Below are 14,979 nucleotides of genomic sequence, written 5' to 3'. Positions count from 1 at the left end.
CAGTGGCCAGGGACTACTACGGAATTCTCGGCGTGAGCCGGGACGCCTCCGACGACGACATCAAGCGTGCCTACCGGAAGTTGGCGCGGCAGTACCACCCGGACGTCAATCCGGACCCGGAGGCACAGGAGAAGTTCAAGGACATCAACGCCGCGTACGAGGTTCTCTCGGACGACCGGAAACGGCAGATCGTCGACCTGGGCGGCGACCCGCTCGCCCCGGGCGGCGGGGGCGCGGGCGCGGGTGGCCCGGGCGGCGCCGGCCCGTTCGTCGGCTTCCAGGACATCATGGACGCGTTCTTCGGCGGCGCGGCGGGCGGCAGCCGGGGTCCCCGGCCGCGTACCCGGCCGGGCGCCGACGCGATCCTGCGGCTGGAGCTGGACCTCAACGAGACCGCGTTCGGCGTCGAGGCGCCGATCACTGTCGACACCGCGGTGCTCTGCACCACCTGCTCCGGCGCCGGCACCGCCGCCGGCACCCACCTGGCCACCTGCGAGGCGTGCGGTGGCCGCGGTGAGGTGCAGTCGGTGCAGCGGACGTTCCTCGGCCAGGTGGTCTCCGCCCGGCCGTGCACCGTCTGCCAGGGGTACGGCACCACGATCCCGCACCCCTGCCCGACCTGTGCCGGTGACGGGCGGGTGCGGACCCGCCGCTCGCTGACCGTCAAGATCCCGGCCGGCGTCGAGGACGGCATGCGGATCCGGCTGGCCCAGCAGGGCGAGGTCGGCCCGGGTGGCGGCACCGCCGGCGACCTCTACGTCGAGATCCACGAGCGGACCCACGACGTCTACTCCCGCAAGGGCGACGACCTGCACTGCCGGGTCACGGTGCCGATGACCGCCGCCGCGCTCGGCACCCGGCTGACCATCAAGACGCTGGACAGCGAGGAGATCGTCGACGTCAAGGCCGGCACCCAGCCCGGCAGCACGATGCGGTTGCGCGCCCGCGGGGTGCCGCACCTGCGCGGCACCGGCCGGGGTGACCTCTACGTCCACCTGGACGTGCGGACCCCGACCAAGCTCGACGCCGACCAGGAGCGGATGCTGCGCGACTTCGCCAAGACCCGCGGCGAGGAGGTCGCCGAGCTGACCAAGCAGGGCGGCTTCTTCTCCCGGATGCGCGACGCCTTCAACGGGCACGCCTGAGGTGTCGGCGCCGCTGTTCCTGGTCGAGGCGCTGCCCGCCGGTGACACGGTGACGCTGGACGGCCCGGAGGGCCACCACGCGGCCACCGTGCAGCGGCTGCGCGTCGGCGAGGAACTGCTGCTCGCCGACGGCCGGGGCGGCACCGCCGCCGCCGTCGTCACCGCCGTCGGCCGGGGCACGCTCGACCTGCGCGTCACCTCCCGGGGGTACGCCGACGCGTGCGTCCCCCGGCTGGTGGTGGTGCAGGGGATCGCCAAGGGCGAGCGGGGTGAGCTGGCCGTGCAGGCGATGACCGAGGTCGGGGTGGACGAGATCGTGCCCTGGGCGGCGTCCCGGTCGGTCGCCCAGTGGCGCGGTGACCGGGGCGTCCGGGCCCGGGAGAAGTGGGTGGCCACCGCCCGGGAGGCCGCCAAGCAGGCCCGCCGCCCGTGGCTGCCGGTGGTGGCCGGCGCCCCGGACGAGTCCACCGCCACGGTGGCCCGCCGGATCGCCGGCGCCGGCGCCGCCTTCGTGCTGCACGAGGAGGCCGACGAGCGGCTGACCACCGTCGCGCTGCCGTCGACCGGCGAGATCGTCCTGGTGGTCGGCCCCGAGGGCGGCATCGCCGAGCCGGAGCTGGCCGCGTTCCGCGAGGCCGGTGCCCGCCCCGTCCGCCTGGGCCCCTCCGTCCTGCGCACCTCCACCGCCGGCGTAGCCGCCCTGGCCGTCCTCTCCACCCGCCTCCCCCGCTGGTAACCCCCACCTCCCCTCACCCCACCCCCACCCCTCTTGCCGCGCGGTTTCACGGAAAGAGGGGCTGTTCGCGGCGGGATAGGCACTCTTTCCGTGAAACCGCGCCCCGGTGGGGGTGGGGGCGTCAGGTGCGGAGGTAGGAGGCGCCGTTCAGGTCGACGATGGTGCCGGCGGCCCATTCCGCGTCGGGGCTGGCCAGCCAGTGGACCGCGGCGGCGATCTCCTCGGGGCGGGCCACCCGGTGGAACGGCGACTGCGCCCGGACCGCCTCGCCGCGCTCACTCTTCAGGTGCTCGTTGGTCATGTCGGTCTCGACGAAGCCCGGGGCCACGCAGGCCACCCCGATGCCGTACGGCGCCAGCGCCACCGCGAGCGACTGGGCCATCGCGTTCATCCCCGCCTTGCTGGCCCCGTACGCCGGATTGGCCGGTTCGCCCCGGAACGCGCCCCGGGAGGAGACGTTCACGATCCGACCGCCCCGCTCCCGCATGTGCTGGGCGGCGCACCAGGCGGCGTTGGCGGCGCCGACCAGGTTGGTGTCCAGCACCTCGCGCCAGCGCGTCCGCCACTCCTCGTAACTGCTCTCGAAGACCGGGTGCGGCGGATCGGCCGGCCCGAACACGCCGGCGTTGTTGACCAGCACGTCGAGACCGCCGAGCAGCCGGGCCGCCTCGTCCACCATGGCCCGCACGGCGTCCGGGTCCGCCAGGTCGGCGCGGACCACCACGTGGCCGTCGCCGGGCAGTTCGGCGCGCAACGCCTCGGCCAGCCCGGCCGAGTCCCGGTGGTGGACCGCCACCCGGTCGCCGCCGGCCGCGAACGCCCGCGCCACCGCCCGCCCGATGCCCCGCGAGGCCCCCGTCACCAGTACCGCCCGTCCCGCCATGTCGGCCATCCTGCCGGACGTTCCCTACACTGCTGCGATGGACTGTCTGTTCTGCCGGATCGTCGCCGGGGAGATCCCCGCCACCATCGTCCGTGAGACCGCCACCACCCTCGCCTTCCGGGACATCGACCCGAAGGCCCCCACCCACGTGCTGGTGATCCCGAAGGAGCACTACGCGGACGTGGCCACCCTCGCCCAGGGCGACCCCACGTTGGCCGGTGAGGTGCTCCACACCGCCGCCCTGGTGGCCGAGGAGGAGGGCCTGACCGTGGACGGGTTCCGCCTCATGTTCAACACCGGCCCGTACGGCGGCCAGGAGGTCTTCCACGTGCACGCCCACCTGCTGGGTGGCGCGCCACTCGGCCCGATGCTCTGCCGCTGACGCATGACCTCGATCTCCGACCGGCTCGACCGGATGGCCCGGCGGGCCCAGGCGAACGGGCGGGTCCCGGCGCTGTCGGCGGCGCTGCACCGGGCCGACCGGCCGGTCTGGGCCTGCGCGGTGGGCGGCACCGGCAACGACACCGCGCTCGATCCGGAGAGCGTCTTCCGGATCGGCTCGGTCACCAAGACGTTCACCGCGGTGCTGGTCATGCAGTGCCGCGACGACGGGCTGCTCGACCTGGACGACCCGATCGGGCGGCACCTGGACCTGCCCGCGTACGGCGAGCTGACCGTCCGTCGGCTGCTGTCGCACACCGCCGGCCTGCAACGCGAGCCGCACGGCGACGTGTGGGACACGCTGCGTGCCCCGGCCGTCGACGAGCTGCTGGCCGACCTGGCCCGGGTGGAGCGGGTGCTGCCCACCGGCCGTCGCTTCCACTACTCCAACCTCGGCCTGGCGCTGCTCGGCGAGGCGGTCGCCCGGCGGCGCGGCGGCACCTGGGCCGAGGTGCTCGCCGAGCGGGTGCTCGCCCCGCTGGGGCTGACCGCCACCGGCGTCACGCCGGGGGAGCGGGCCGTCATCGGTTTCCTGGTGGACGCGTACTCCGACGAGGCGCACCCGGAGCCGCCCGTCGACTTCGGCGCGGTGGCGCCGGCCGCCCAGCTCTGGAGCACCGCGCCGGACATGGCCCGCTGGGCGGCGTTCCTGGCCGACCCGGAGGCGCTGGACCCGGCCGGCGCGGTGCTCGCCCCGACCACCGTCGAGGAGATGCGCTGGCCGCTCACCACCACCGACGAGTCGCTCTGGACGGCCGGTTTCGGGCTCGGGCTGATCCTGGTGCCCCGACCGGGCCGGGTGACCCACGTCGGGCACGACGGCGCGATGCCGGGCTTCCTGGCCGCCGTCTACGGTCGCCGTGGTGGCGAGGGCACGGCCGGGGCGATGGGCTGCGCGGTGCTCGGCTCGTCCGGCACCGGCGTCGAGGTGCTCGGCCTGGCGCACGAGTTGCTCACCGCCGCCGCCGAGCACGACCCGGCGGAGATCGAGCCGTGGCGTCCCGGCCCACCCGCCCCGGAACACCTGCGCGGCATGCTGGGCCGCTGGTGGGGCGAGGGGTTCGAGTCCGTCTTCTCCTGGCACGACGGCGCGCTGCGGGCCCGGGGCGCGGACGACCCGGCCGGCAAGCCGCCGTCGGTGTTCGCGCCGCTGCCGGACCGGCCGGACGTGTTCCGCACGGTCTCCGGCCGGGAGGCGGGTGAGCTGCTCCGGCTCACCCGGGACGAGCGGGGCGCGGTGGTCCGGATGCACTGGGCGACCTACCGTTTCACCCGGCGGCAGGAGGCGTTCGGCGGGTACGACTTCCGCGCCGGCGGCTGATCGCCGGGCACCGGAAATGGGCGCGGTGCGTACGGTGCGGACCCGATACGATGGAAGCCACCGTACGCCGCGCCAGCAGGGCCCGGCGCCGAGATCGGAGAGCAGGTGGCGCAGGGCCCGACGGGCCCGACCTATGACCGGCACCCCACCTCCCGACCCGCCCCGGGTGCAGACCAGGATCACGGTCGGAGACCAGAAGATCATGGTGAACCTGCTCGGCGCGGGGGACGAGATCCTGCGTCTCGTCGAACGCTCGGTCAGCAGCGACGTCCACGTCCGCGGCAACGAGATCACCATCACCGGTGCGCCCGCCGACAACGCCCTCGCCGAGCGTCTCTTCAGTGAGCTCCTCGAACTGATCGAGAAAGGCGAGACCCTGACCACAGACGCCGTTCGGCGTACCGTCGGCATGCTCGAGCAGGGCGGCGCCGAGCGGCCCGCCGAGGTCCTGACGCTCAACATCCTCTCCCGGCGCGGTCGCACCATCCGTCCCAAGACGCTCGGGCAGAAGCGCTACGTCGACGCGATCGACTCGCACACCATCGTGTTCGGCATCGGCCCGGCCGGCACCGGCAAGACCTACCTGGCCATGGCGAAGGCGGTTCAGGCGCTCCAGGCCAAGCAGGTCGACCGGATCATCCTGACCCGGCCGGCGGTCGAGGCGGGCGAGCGGCTGGGCTTCCTGCCGGGCACGCTGAACGAGAAGATCGACCCCTACCTGCGCCCGCTCTACGACGCGCTGCACGACATGCTCGACCCGGAGTCCATCCCGAAGCTGATGGCCGCCGGCACGATCGAGGTCGCGCCGCTGGCATACATGAGGGGCAGGACGCTGAACAGCGCGTTCATCATCCTGGACGAGGCGCAGAACACCACGCCCGAGCAGATGAAGATGTTCCTCACCCGACTCGGCTTCAACTCCAAGATCGTGGTCACCGGCGACATCACCCAGGTGGACCTTCCCGGCGGGACGAGCAGCGGCCTGCGGGTGGTCCGGGAGATCCTGAACAACGTCGAGGACGTGCACTTCGCCCAGCTCTCCAGCTCCGACGTGGTCCGCCACAAGCTGGTCGGTGAGATCGTCGACGCGTACGCCCGCTGGGACGCCGAGCGGGAGAACCAGCAGGCGCAGAGCGTGCACGCCGTGCCGGGGCGGACCGCCCAGGGCGGCCGGGCCGGTCGGCGCCGCTAACCACCAGAGGAAGACAGTTGTCCATCGAGATCGCCAACGAGTCCGGTGTCGACGTCGACACCGACGCCGTGCTCGCCGTCGCCCGGCACGCCCTCGACGAGATGGGGGTCAACCCGCTCGCCGAGCTGTCCGTGCTGCTGGTCGACATCGAATACATGTCGGAGCTGAACCACCGCTGGATGGGCGGGGACGGCCCGACCGACGTGCTCGCGTTCCCGATGGACGAGGGGAGCGTCGACCACGGCCCGGGCGAGAGCAGCCCGGCCGGCGGCGAGCCGGCCCTGCTCGGCGACATCGTGCTCTGCCCGGAGGTGGCCGCCAAGCAGGCGGCCACCGCCGGGCACTCCGCCGCCGACGAGCTGCACCTGCTCACCGTGCACGGCGTGCTGCACCTGCTCGGCTACGACCACGCCGAGCCCGAGGAGGAGCGGGAGATGTTCGGTCTCCAGGCCCGGCTGCTGGCCAGCTGGCGGTCGACCCGGTCCCGGTGATGGTCACTCTCGCGGCGGCGGCCCCGGCCGGCCTGCCCGATCTTCAGCTCCTGTTCTTCGGGGCCGGGCTGGTGGTGCTCGCCGGCCTGATCGCGATGACCGAGGCGGCGCTGGCGGCGGTCTCCCCGGCGCGTGCGGCCGAGCTGGCCCGCGACGGGGCGCGCGGCGCGCGTGCCCTCCAGGCGGTCGCCGGCGACGTGGTCCGCCACCTCAACCTGCTGCTCCTGCTCCGCCTGCTGGCCGAGTTGACCGCCACCACGCTCGTCGCGCTGGTGGCGGTGGACACGTTCGGCGCCGGCTGGCGGGCGGCCCTGGTCACCGCCGGGGCGATGACGGTGGTCAGCTTCGTGGTGGTCGGTGTCGCGCCGCGCACGTTGGGCCGGCAGCACGCCTACGCGGTCGGCCGGGCGGTCGCGCCGCTGGTGCGCTGGTTGGGGCGGGCGCTCAACCCGCTGGCGTCGCTGCTGATCCTGATCGGCAACGCGGTCACTCCGGGCAAGGGCTTCCGCGAGGGGCCGTTCGCCACCCAGGTGGAGCTGCGTGAGCTGGTCGACCTGGCCGAGCAGCGCGGCGTGGTGGAGCACGGCGAGCGTCAGATGATCCACTCGGTCTTCGCGCTCGGCGACACGATCGCCCGTGAGGTGATGGTGCCGCGTACCGAGATGGTGTGGATAGAGGAACGTAAGACGCTCGCGCAGGCGTTGGCGCTCTTCCTGCGGTCCGGGTTCTCCCGCATCCCGGTGATCGGCGAGAACGTCGACGACGTGCTCGGCGTGCTCTACCTCAAGGATCTGATCCGGCGGACCCAGGGTGACCGGGGGGCGCGGCAGATGCCGGTGGCCGAGCTGATGCGCCCGGCGACGTTCGTGCCGGAGTCCAAGCCGGTGGACGACCTGCTCTCCGAGATGCAGGCGGCCCGGAACCACCTGGTCATCGTGGTCGACGAGTACGGCGGCACCGGCGGGCTGGTCACCATCGAGGACATCCTGGAGGAGATCGTCGGTGAGATCACCGACGAGTACGATGTCGAGCGCCCACCGGTGGAGCATCTGCCGGACGGGGCCGTGCGGGTGACCGCCCGGCTGCCGGTGGAGAATCTGGGCGAGCTGTTCGACACCGACCTGCCCACCGACGAGGTGGAGACGGTCGGTGGCCTGCTCGCCCAGGCGCTCGGCCGGGTGCCCATCCCGGGCGCCGAGGCCGAGGTGGCCGGCCTGCGGCTGATCGCCGAGGGCACCACCGGCCGACGCAACCGGATCGACACCGTGCTGGTGAGCCGGTCCGAGCCGGGTTCCGCGCCGGACGGCGCGGGGCGGCCCGATCCGACCGAGTCCCGTGGCAACCACAACCGTTCCGAGGAGAGGCAACCCGCCGATGCCTGAGTCACCCGCCGTGCCGGCCGCCCGGCCCACCCCCGCCGATCCGGCCGAGCTGAGCGCCGAGGACGGCAAGCTGGTCGTGCTGGCCCGGGGCGCCCGGGGCCGGGTGGGGGCCGTGGAGGGCGCGGCGGTCCGCGACCAGGACGGCCGGACGTACGCGGCGGCCAGCGTGGCGCTGCCGTCGCTGACCCTGACCGCGCTCCAGTTGGCGGTCGCCTCGGCGGTGGCCGCGGGCGCGAGCCGGCTGGAGGCCGCGGTGGTGGTGACCGAGGCGTCGACGCTTGACGGCGCCGGGCACGCCGCGGTGCGTGACCTCTCCGCCGACGCGCCGATCCACGTGGCCGCGCCGGACGGCTCGGTGCTCGGCACGGTGGTCGAGTGACGGCCCCCGAGGACCGCCCGTACCGGGCCGGTTTCGCCTGTTTCGTCGGCCGGCCGAACGCCGGCAAGTCGACGCTCACCAACGCGATCGTCGGCACCAAGATCGCCATCACGTCGAGCAAGCCGCAGACCACGCGGCACGTCATCCGGGCGGTGCTGCACCGGCCGGAGTCGCAGCTCGTGCTGGTCGACACGCCCGGCCTGCACCGTCCCCGCACGCTGCTCGGCGAGCGCCTCAACGACCTGGTCCGGGAGACCTGGAGCGAGGTCGACGTGATCGGGCTCTGCGTGCCGGCGAACGAGCCGGTCGGCCGGGGCGACCGGTTCATCACCGGCGAGCTGGCCAGCCTCAAGGCGACCGTGCTGGCCGTGGTCACCAAGACCGACCTGGTGGACAAGAAGCGCCTGGCCGAGCAACTGCTCGCGGTGAGTGAGCTGGGCGAGTTCGCGGCCGTGGTGCCGGTGAGCGCGGTCTCCGGCCACCAGCTCGACACGCTCGTCGACGTGATGACCGGCTACCTGCCGGAGTCGCCCCAGCTCTACCCGGACGACATGCTCACCGAGGACCCGGAGCAGGTGCTCGTCGCCGAGCTGGTCCGGGAGGCGGCGCTGGAGGGGGTCCGGGACGAGCTGCCGCACTCCATCGCCGTGGTGGTGGAGGAGATGATCCCGGAGGGCAACCTCACGAAGATCTACGCGGATCTCTACGTGGAGCGGTCCAGCCAGAAGGCGATCGTCATCGGTCACCGGGGCAGCCGGCTCAAGCACGTCGGCACCACCGCGCGCCGGCAGATCGAGGAACTGCTGGGCACCCGGGTCTACCTGGACCTGCACGTGCGGGTGGCGAAGGACTGGCAGCGCGACCCGAAGCAGTTGCGCAAGCTCGGCTTCTGAGGGCCGGATCAGTCACTCTTATGGGTCATCTCACGTTCCGTGGGCGTTCTTACACGTTTCACAGGCGGCGGGAGCAGGGTAGGGACTTCTGTCTCTGTCCCCGGACCCCGCTGCGAGCTGATGCGAAACCGCTACCTCGACCTGCTCCGCTTCCTGGCCATCCTGCGCGTCGTCACCTACCACGTCACCGGCTACGCCACGCTCACGCTGGTGTTCCCGGCGATGGCGGTGATGTTCGCCCTGGCCGGGTCGTTGATGGCCGCGTCGCTGGACCGCAGCGGGGTGTTCGCCGTGGGCCGCCGGCTGCGTCGGCTGCTGCCCTCGCTCTGGGTGGCGGCGGCGGTCTTCGTGCCGGCGATGCTGCTCACCGGGCTGGCGTTCGAGCCGAAGGTGCTGCTCTGGCTCTTCCCGATCGGTGACCCGCCGGCCAACTACTGGGGTGGGCTGGCGCTCAGCCCGATCTGGTACCTGCGGGACTATCTCTGGTTCGTGCTCGCCTCGCCGGTGGCGCTGTGGCTGTTCCGCCGCGCGCCGCTGCCCACGCTGGTCGCCCCGTACGCGCTGCTCGCCGCCATCGAGTTCGGCATCCTGCTGAACCCGCCGACGGTGCTGCGCGAGTTCGGCCTCTACTTCGGCGCGTGGCTGCTCGGCTTCGCCCACCACGACGGCCTGCTGCGCCGGATGCGCAACCGGGTGCTGCTGCCGGTTGCCGGCGTGCTCGGCGCGGCCGGTCTGGCCTGGATCGTCACCCATCCCGGGCCGCGCGGCTACGACATCAACGACATCCCGCTGGGCAACGCGCTCTGGGCGACCGCGTTCATCCTGGTGGCGATCGGCCGGGCGCCCACGGGCGCGGCGTGGGTCGATCGGTTCCCGGTGTTCGGCCGGGCGGTGACCGTGGTGAACCGGCGGGCGCTCACCGTCTACCTCTGGCACATGCCGTTCGTGGTGGCGCTCACCCCGCTGGTCGGCCTGGTCGGCTGGTCGCCGCGGGACCCGGTCGGCCTGTGGCTGCGGGTGGGGCTGGTCTTCGTGCTCGTCGGCGTGGTGACGTTGCTGGTCGGCTGGGTCGAGGACGTGGCTGCCCGGCGTACCCCGGAACTGGTGCCCGACCGGCCACGGCGGACCGTGCCGGCGCAGGCGGCGGACGCGCCGGCCAGGCCGGCCCCGACCAGCCCGGCCCCGACCAGCCCGGCCCCGGCCGGCGCGGCCGGCCGGCTGGTCGGCGCCGGGGCCCGGGTGCCGGCGCCCCGCCGTGTCCCCGGGCCGACGACCGGCCGATCCGGCGGGCCGCCCGCCGACGCCGACGCGCCCCGGGACCGGGCCGCCGGGGCGTCCGCGGGCCGCGCCGCCGGATCGTCCAGCGTCCGCGCCGCCGACTGAGCGGCGGCCGGTTCAGCGGCTGCTGACGGTGACGTCGCCGCTGGTGGCCGTCACGTCGAGCAGCAGGGACGCACCGGGGTCGTTCGACACCCGCACGTCGGTGTCGCCGGACTTCGCGTCGGCCCGCACCCGGTACCGGCCGGCCGGCACGGCGAGGTCGATGTTCCCGCTGGTGGTGTGCAGTCGGACCGGGGCCGGCTGGTCCAGCTCGACGGTCAGGTTGCCCGGGTCCGCTTCCGCGTCGACCGCGGAGGCGAGCCGGCGGGCCTCGATGTCGCCGGACCCGGTCCGCAGCCGGACCGGACCGGCCACCTCGGTCAGCCGGATGTTTCCCGAGGCGGTGGAGGCGCGGACCTCGCCGCTGGCGCCGCTGACGGTCAGGTCCCCGGAGCTGAGCGTGAACTCCACCGACCCGACCTCGTTGAGGTCGACGTTGCCCGAGCCGGTGCCGCCCCGGACCGCCACGCCGGGCGGCGCGGTCACCTCCCAGGAGATGCTGCACCGCTGCCCGCAGTCGGTGGGCAGCACCAGCTCGTCACCCCTGATCTCGTACCGGCTGTCCGGCTCGCCGCCCTGGTAGCGGACCACGCGCTTGATCTGCACCTGGTCGACCGGGCCGGTGGCGCGCACCACCACGTCCCCGGAGCCGTCGCCGTCGCCGTCCACGGTGATCCGGGTGATCTTCGCGCGTTCGGTCTGGTCGTAGTCGAGCCGGCGGAACGAGAGGGTGTCACACCCGGCGAGCACGATGAGCGCGGCGGCCGCGGTCGCCGCCACCACCGCGCGCGGGCGGGAAGCGGTGCCGTACGGCCGGGAAGCGGTGCCGCGCGGCCGGAACGCCGTTCGGAGCGAAGCCATGGCCAGCACCCTAGGGCCGGCCGGGTGACCGTCACATCCGGGATCGCCCGCCGGTCCACCCCGAGCCGACCCTGAGATCGCACCCCGAGGGAGAATGGACCGATGGCCGGGTACCGCCGACAGCTCTACCGCGACGACGCGGTGGTGCTGCGCGTGCAGAAGCTGGGCGAGTCCGACCGGATCATCACGCTGTTCACCCGCCGACACGGCCGGTTGCGCGCGGTGGCCCGGGGCGTCCGGCGCACCACCAGCAGGTTCGGCGCCCGGCTGGAGCCGTTCGGCCACGTCGACCTCCAACTCGCCGGCGACCCCAAGGGCAACCAGGGCAGCTCGCTGCACACCGTGAGCCAGGTCGAGGCGATCGAGCTGTACGGCAAGCGGTTCCTCGGCGACTACCCCCGCTACACGGCGGCCAGCGCGATCGCCGAGACCGCCGAACGGCTGACCCCGGTCGAGCGGGAGCCGTCGCTGCGGCTGTTCCAGCTCACCCTCGGTGCGATGAAGTCCCTGGCCCGCGGCGATCACGCCACCACGCTGGTGCTCGACGCGTACCTGCTGCGCGGCATGGCGTTCGCCGGCTGGGCGCCGGCGCTGACCGCCTGCGCGGTCTGCGGCGAGCCGGGTCCGCACCGCGCGTTCTCGGTGCCGGCCGGCGGCGCCGTCTGCCCGGACTGCCGGCCGCCCGGCGCCGCCCATCCCGCGCCGGCCACGTTCGTGCTGATGTCCGCGCTGACCACCGGCGACTGGGCGTACGCCGACGCCGCCGAGAACGGCGTACGCCGGGAGTGCAGTGGGCTGGTCGCGGCGCACCTCCAGTGGCATCTGGAGCGCGCGCTACGCTCGCTGCCGCTGGTCGACCGGGGTGCCCCGGCGCCCGGCGCGGTCCCGCCGCCCGGCGGCGCGGGGCCGGGTGTGGTCCCGCCGCGCACCGGCGACGGGCCCGCCGTCGCTGGTGTGAACAGGGAGATGACCGAGTGATCCGATCGACGAGGGCGCACCGCCGTGAGCCGGTGCCGCCGACCCCGCACCCGTCCGGTGCCCGGCCGCCGGCGTTGCCGCCCGCCGCGGTGCCCCGGCACGTCGCCATCGTGATGGACGGCAACGGCCGCTGGGCCAAGGAGCGGGGGTTGCCCCGCACCAAGGGTCACGAGCAGGGCGAGCACAGCCTGTTCGACACCGTCGAGGGCGCGATCGAGATGGGCATCCCCTACCTGTCCGCGTACGCGTTCTCCACCGAGAACTGGCGTCGCTCGCCGGACGAGGTCCGCTTCCTGATGGGCTTCAACCGCGACGTCATCCGCCGCCGCCGGGACCAGCTCGTCGACCTGGGCGTCCGGGTGGTGTGGTCGGGCCGGGCCGGGCGGCTCTGGAAGAGCGTCATCTCCGAGTTGCAGACCGCCGAGGAGATGTCGCGGGACAACTCGACGCTGACGCTCCAGTTCTGCGTCAACTACGGCGGCCAGGCGGAGATCGCCGACGCCGCCGCCGCGATCGCCCGGGACGTCGCCGCCGGCAGGCTGCATCCGGACAAGGTCACCGAGAAGACGGTGGCGCGTTACCTCTACCACCCCGAGGTGCCCGAGGTGGACATGTTCCTGCGTCCCTCCGGCGAGCAGCGCATCTCGAACTTCCTGCTCTGGCAGACCGCGTACGCGGAGCTGGTCTACCTGGACACGCTCTGGCCCGACTTCGACCGCCGTCATCTCTGGTACGCCTGCGAGTTGTACGCCCAACGGGACCGCCGCTTCGGCGGCGCGCTGCCCAACCCGGTGGCCCCGGGAGTCTGAGCTCACGCTTACCGACGCGACGCGCTGGGTACCGGTAGGGACAACAGCAAACGCGGAGGTGAACCACATGATTCAGAAGCGGATCGGGCAGTGGGCGGTCATGGCGGTCGCCGTGCCGCTGGCGGCGGCCGGCGCCCGCCGGCTCAGCCACACGCTGGAGGCCCGTCGCGGGCCGACCGGGGTGAGCCGCCTGCTGACCAAGGGCGCGGACCTGCTCCGGCCGCAGAAGGCCAAGCGGCGTCGGTTCTTCTGACCTGCCGGCCGGCGTCGGCCGGCCATCGGCGGAACGCCCCGCATCCGTGGGGCGTTCCGCTTTACCATCGGCGCAGGGCGCGCCGCCGGGACGCGCCGCCACGGGGGTGGAAGATGCGCGATCTCCGGTACGAGATGACGGCCGCCCTGGCCGCCGCCGACCTGATGGAGCCGAGCCGCCGGGAGGCGGTCGCCGAGCTGTGCGCCGGCGTCGCCGAGCGGTGGTGCGCCGACCTCGGACACACCCCCACCGTCCGTTCCGGCGAGATCGGCGAGCTGGCCGCCGGTGAGCCGGCGGCGGACTGGGCCCGATGACCCGGCGACGGCCCCGGCCCGGCGCGTCCGGTACCGCGCCGTGACCCGGGCCGCCCACCGGTGAGCGTGGTGGGGCTCAGCCCTCCACTTCGGAGCGGTCGCCGGCCCAGCGGGTGTGGAACGCGCCGTCCCGGTCCACCCGGTGGTAGGTGTGCGCGCCGAAGTTGTCCCGCAGCCCCTGGATCAGCGCGGCCGGCAGCCGCTGCGCCCGCAGCGCGTCGAAGTAGGCCAGCGACGACGCGAAGGCCGGGGTCGGCACACCCGCCCGGGCCGCGTCGGCCACCACCCGCCGCCAGGCCGGGACACCGGCGCTGACCCGGTCGGCGAACCACGGCGCGACGAGCAGCGTCGCCAGCTCCGGCTCGCCGTCGTACGCCTCCCGGATGCGGTCCAGGAAGCGGGCCCGGATGATGCAGCCGCCCCGCCAGATGGTGGCCGTGCCGCCCAGGTCGATGTTCCAGTCGTACTCCCGGCTGCCGGCCCGGATGTGGTCGAAGCCCTGCGCGTACGCGACGATCTTGCTGGCCAGCAGCGCGCGGCGCACGTCCTCGACGAACGTGTCCCGGTCCTCCACCTGCCACTTCTCGCCGGCGTCGGCGAACACGCGACGGGCCGCCTCGCGCTGGTCCGCGTGACCGGACAGCGAACGGGCGAACGTGGCCTCGGCGATGCCGGTGATCGGGATGCCCAGGTCCAGCGCGCTCTGCACGGTCCAGCGGCCGGTGCCCTTCTGCTCGGCCTGGTCGAGCACCACGTCCACGAACGCGTGGCCGGTCGCCGCGTCGGTGTGCCCGAGCACGTCCGCGGTGATCTCGATCAGGAACGACTCCAGCTCGCCGCCGTTCCACTCCCGGAAGATGTCCGCGATCTCCGCCGGGCTCGCCGACAGGCCGGCCCGCAACAGGTCGTACGCCTCGGCGATGAGCTGCATGTCGGCGTACTCGATGCCGTTGTGCACCATCTTGACGAAGTGGCCGGCGCCGTCCGGGCCGACGTGCCGGCAGCAGGGCGCGCCCTCGACCTGCGCGGCGATCTTCTCGAAGATCGGCCCGAGCTTCTGGTAGGACTCCGCCGAGCCGCCCGGCATGATGCTCGGGCCGCGCAGCGCGCCCTCCTCGCCGCCGGAGACGCCGGTGCCGACGAAGTGCAGCCCGTGCGTGCGCAGCGCCTCCTCGCGGCGGCGGGTGTCGGCGAAGTGCGCGTTGCCGCAGTCGACGACGATGTCCCCCTCCTCCAGCAGCGGGATCAGCTCGTCGATCACGGCGTCGGTCGGCGCGCCGGCCTTCACCATCACGATCACCGCGCGGGGCCGCTCCAGCGAGGCGACGAAGTCGGCGAGCGACTCGGACGGCACGAACGTGCCCTCGTCACCGTGCTCGGCGACCAGGCTGCGGGTGCGTTCCGGCGACCGGTTGTGCACCGCCACGGCGAAGCCGTTGCGGGCCAGGTTCCGGGCCAGGTTGCGGCCCATCACGGCCAGACCGGTGACCCCGATCTGCGCCGTCGCCTGCTCTGCCATGC

Annotated in this window: 17 protein-coding genes; 14 read left to right on the top strand and 3 right to left on the bottom strand. The window is 73.7% G+C overall.

Annotated elements, in window-relative coordinates:
• Positions 1–2: 2 nt before the first annotated feature.
• Positions 3–1,145, top strand: a complete 1,143-nt coding sequence (dnaJ, locus tag ACZ6O5_RS21435; protein WP_199199573.1) for a molecular chaperone DnaJ — start codon at positions 3–5, stop codon at positions 1,143–1,145.
• 1 nt (position 1,146) lies between these two features.
• A complete protein-coding gene (locus ACZ6O5_RS21430; RefSeq protein ID WP_465979483.1) occupies positions 1,147–1,881 on the top strand; it encodes a 16S rRNA (uracil(1498)-N(3))-methyltransferase in 735 nt (244 codons plus the stop codon).
• Between the two features lie 121 nt (positions 1,882–2,002).
• On the opposite strand, the gene ACZ6O5_RS21425 is transcribed toward ACZ6O5_RS21430, so the two are convergent.
• A complete protein-coding gene (locus ACZ6O5_RS21425) occupies positions 2,003–2,764 on the bottom strand; it encodes an SDR family NAD(P)-dependent oxidoreductase (RefSeq protein WP_465979481.1) in 762 nt (253 codons plus the stop codon).
• Positions 2,765–2,801: 37 nt separating this feature from the next.
• On the opposite strand from ACZ6O5_RS21425, the gene ACZ6O5_RS21420 reads away from it, so the two are divergent.
• The 8 genes from ACZ6O5_RS21420 to ACZ6O5_RS21385 all read left to right on the top strand — a co-directional run bounded on the left by ACZ6O5_RS21420 (position 2,802) and on the right by ACZ6O5_RS21385 (position 10,246).
• Positions 2,802–3,146: a histidine triad nucleotide-binding protein gene (locus ACZ6O5_RS21420; RefSeq protein WP_107155707.1), complete on the top strand. Its 345-nt coding sequence runs from the start codon at positions 2,802–2,804 to the stop codon at positions 3,144–3,146.
• 3 nt (positions 3,147–3,149) lie between these two features.
• A complete protein-coding gene (locus ACZ6O5_RS21415) occupies positions 3,150–4,526 on the top strand; it encodes a serine hydrolase domain-containing protein (protein ID WP_465979478.1) in 1,377 nt (458 codons plus the stop codon).
• A 133-nt stretch (positions 4,527–4,659) separates the two neighbouring features.
• Positions 4,660–5,718: a PhoH family protein gene (locus ACZ6O5_RS21410; protein WP_465979477.1), complete on the top strand. Its 1,059-nt coding sequence runs from the start codon at positions 4,660–4,662 to the stop codon at positions 5,716–5,718.
• Between the two features lie 17 nt (positions 5,719–5,735).
• Entirely contained in the window at positions 5,736–6,209 is a 474-nt protein-coding gene (gene ybeY / locus ACZ6O5_RS21405) for an rRNA maturation RNase YbeY (protein ID WP_343445605.1), read from the top strand.
• On the top strand, positions 6,185–7,591 hold the full coding sequence (locus ACZ6O5_RS21400) for a hemolysin family protein (protein ID WP_199199575.1): 1,407 nt from the start codon (positions 6,185–6,187) through the stop codon (positions 7,589–7,591). Before ybeY ends, ACZ6O5_RS21400 begins: the two co-directional genes overlap by 25 nt.
• On the top strand, positions 7,584–7,970 hold the full coding sequence (locus tag ACZ6O5_RS21395; protein ID WP_281937199.1) for a cytidine deaminase: 387 nt from the start codon (positions 7,584–7,586) through the stop codon (positions 7,968–7,970). Before ACZ6O5_RS21400 ends, ACZ6O5_RS21395 begins: the two co-directional genes overlap by 8 nt.
• Positions 7,967–8,863 (top strand): GTPase Era, encoded by an 897-nt coding sequence (gene era, locus ACZ6O5_RS21390; RefSeq protein ID WP_465979474.1) that lies wholly within the window; start codon positions 7,967–7,969, stop codon positions 8,861–8,863. Before ACZ6O5_RS21395 ends, era begins: the two co-directional genes overlap by 4 nt.
• Before the next feature lie 120 nt (positions 8,864–8,983).
• On the top strand, positions 8,984–10,246 hold the full coding sequence (locus ACZ6O5_RS21385; RefSeq protein ID WP_465979472.1) for an acyltransferase family protein: 1,263 nt from the start codon (positions 8,984–8,986) through the stop codon (positions 10,244–10,246).
• Positions 10,247–10,258: 12 nt separating this feature from the next.
• Here the strand turns inward: ACZ6O5_RS21385 and ACZ6O5_RS21380 are convergent, their stop codons facing one another.
• A complete protein-coding gene (locus ACZ6O5_RS21380) occupies positions 10,259–11,104 on the bottom strand; it encodes a DUF4097 family beta strand repeat-containing protein (protein ID WP_465979470.1) in 846 nt (281 codons plus the stop codon).
• 102 nt (positions 11,105–11,206) lie between these two features.
• Between ACZ6O5_RS21380 and recO the strand changes: the two genes are divergently transcribed.
• The 4 genes from recO to ACZ6O5_RS21360 all read left to right on the top strand — a co-directional run bounded on the left by recO (position 11,207) and on the right by ACZ6O5_RS21360 (position 13,458).
• A complete protein-coding gene (gene recO, locus ACZ6O5_RS21375; protein WP_465979468.1) occupies positions 11,207–12,082 on the top strand; it encodes a DNA repair protein RecO in 876 nt (291 codons plus the stop codon).
• A gap of 32 nt (positions 12,083–12,114) precedes the next feature.
• Positions 12,115–12,891, top strand: a complete 777-nt coding sequence (locus tag ACZ6O5_RS21370) for an isoprenyl transferase (RefSeq protein WP_396775902.1) — start codon at positions 12,115–12,117, stop codon at positions 12,889–12,891.
• A 67-nt stretch (positions 12,892–12,958) separates the two neighbouring features.
• On the top strand, positions 12,959–13,144 hold the full coding sequence (locus ACZ6O5_RS21365; protein WP_107155717.1) for a hypothetical protein: 186 nt from the start codon (positions 12,959–12,961) through the stop codon (positions 13,142–13,144).
• 113 nt (positions 13,145–13,257) lie between these two features.
• Positions 13,258–13,458: a thioredoxin reductase gene (locus ACZ6O5_RS21360; protein WP_465979466.1), complete on the top strand. Its 201-nt coding sequence runs from the start codon at positions 13,258–13,260 to the stop codon at positions 13,456–13,458.
• 76 nt (positions 13,459–13,534) lie between these two features.
• Here ACZ6O5_RS21360 and gndA read toward each other — a convergent pair whose 3' ends face one another.
• Positions 13,535–14,977 (bottom strand): NADP-dependent phosphogluconate dehydrogenase, encoded by a 1,443-nt coding sequence (gene gndA, locus ACZ6O5_RS21355; RefSeq protein WP_405090808.1) that lies wholly within the window; start codon positions 14,975–14,977, stop codon positions 13,535–13,537.
• Positions 14,978–14,979 lie beyond the last annotated feature (2 nt).

The organism is Micromonospora sp. NPDC049201 (assembly GCF_055586805.1).
This window is presented reverse-complemented; position numbering and strand designations above follow the sequence as displayed.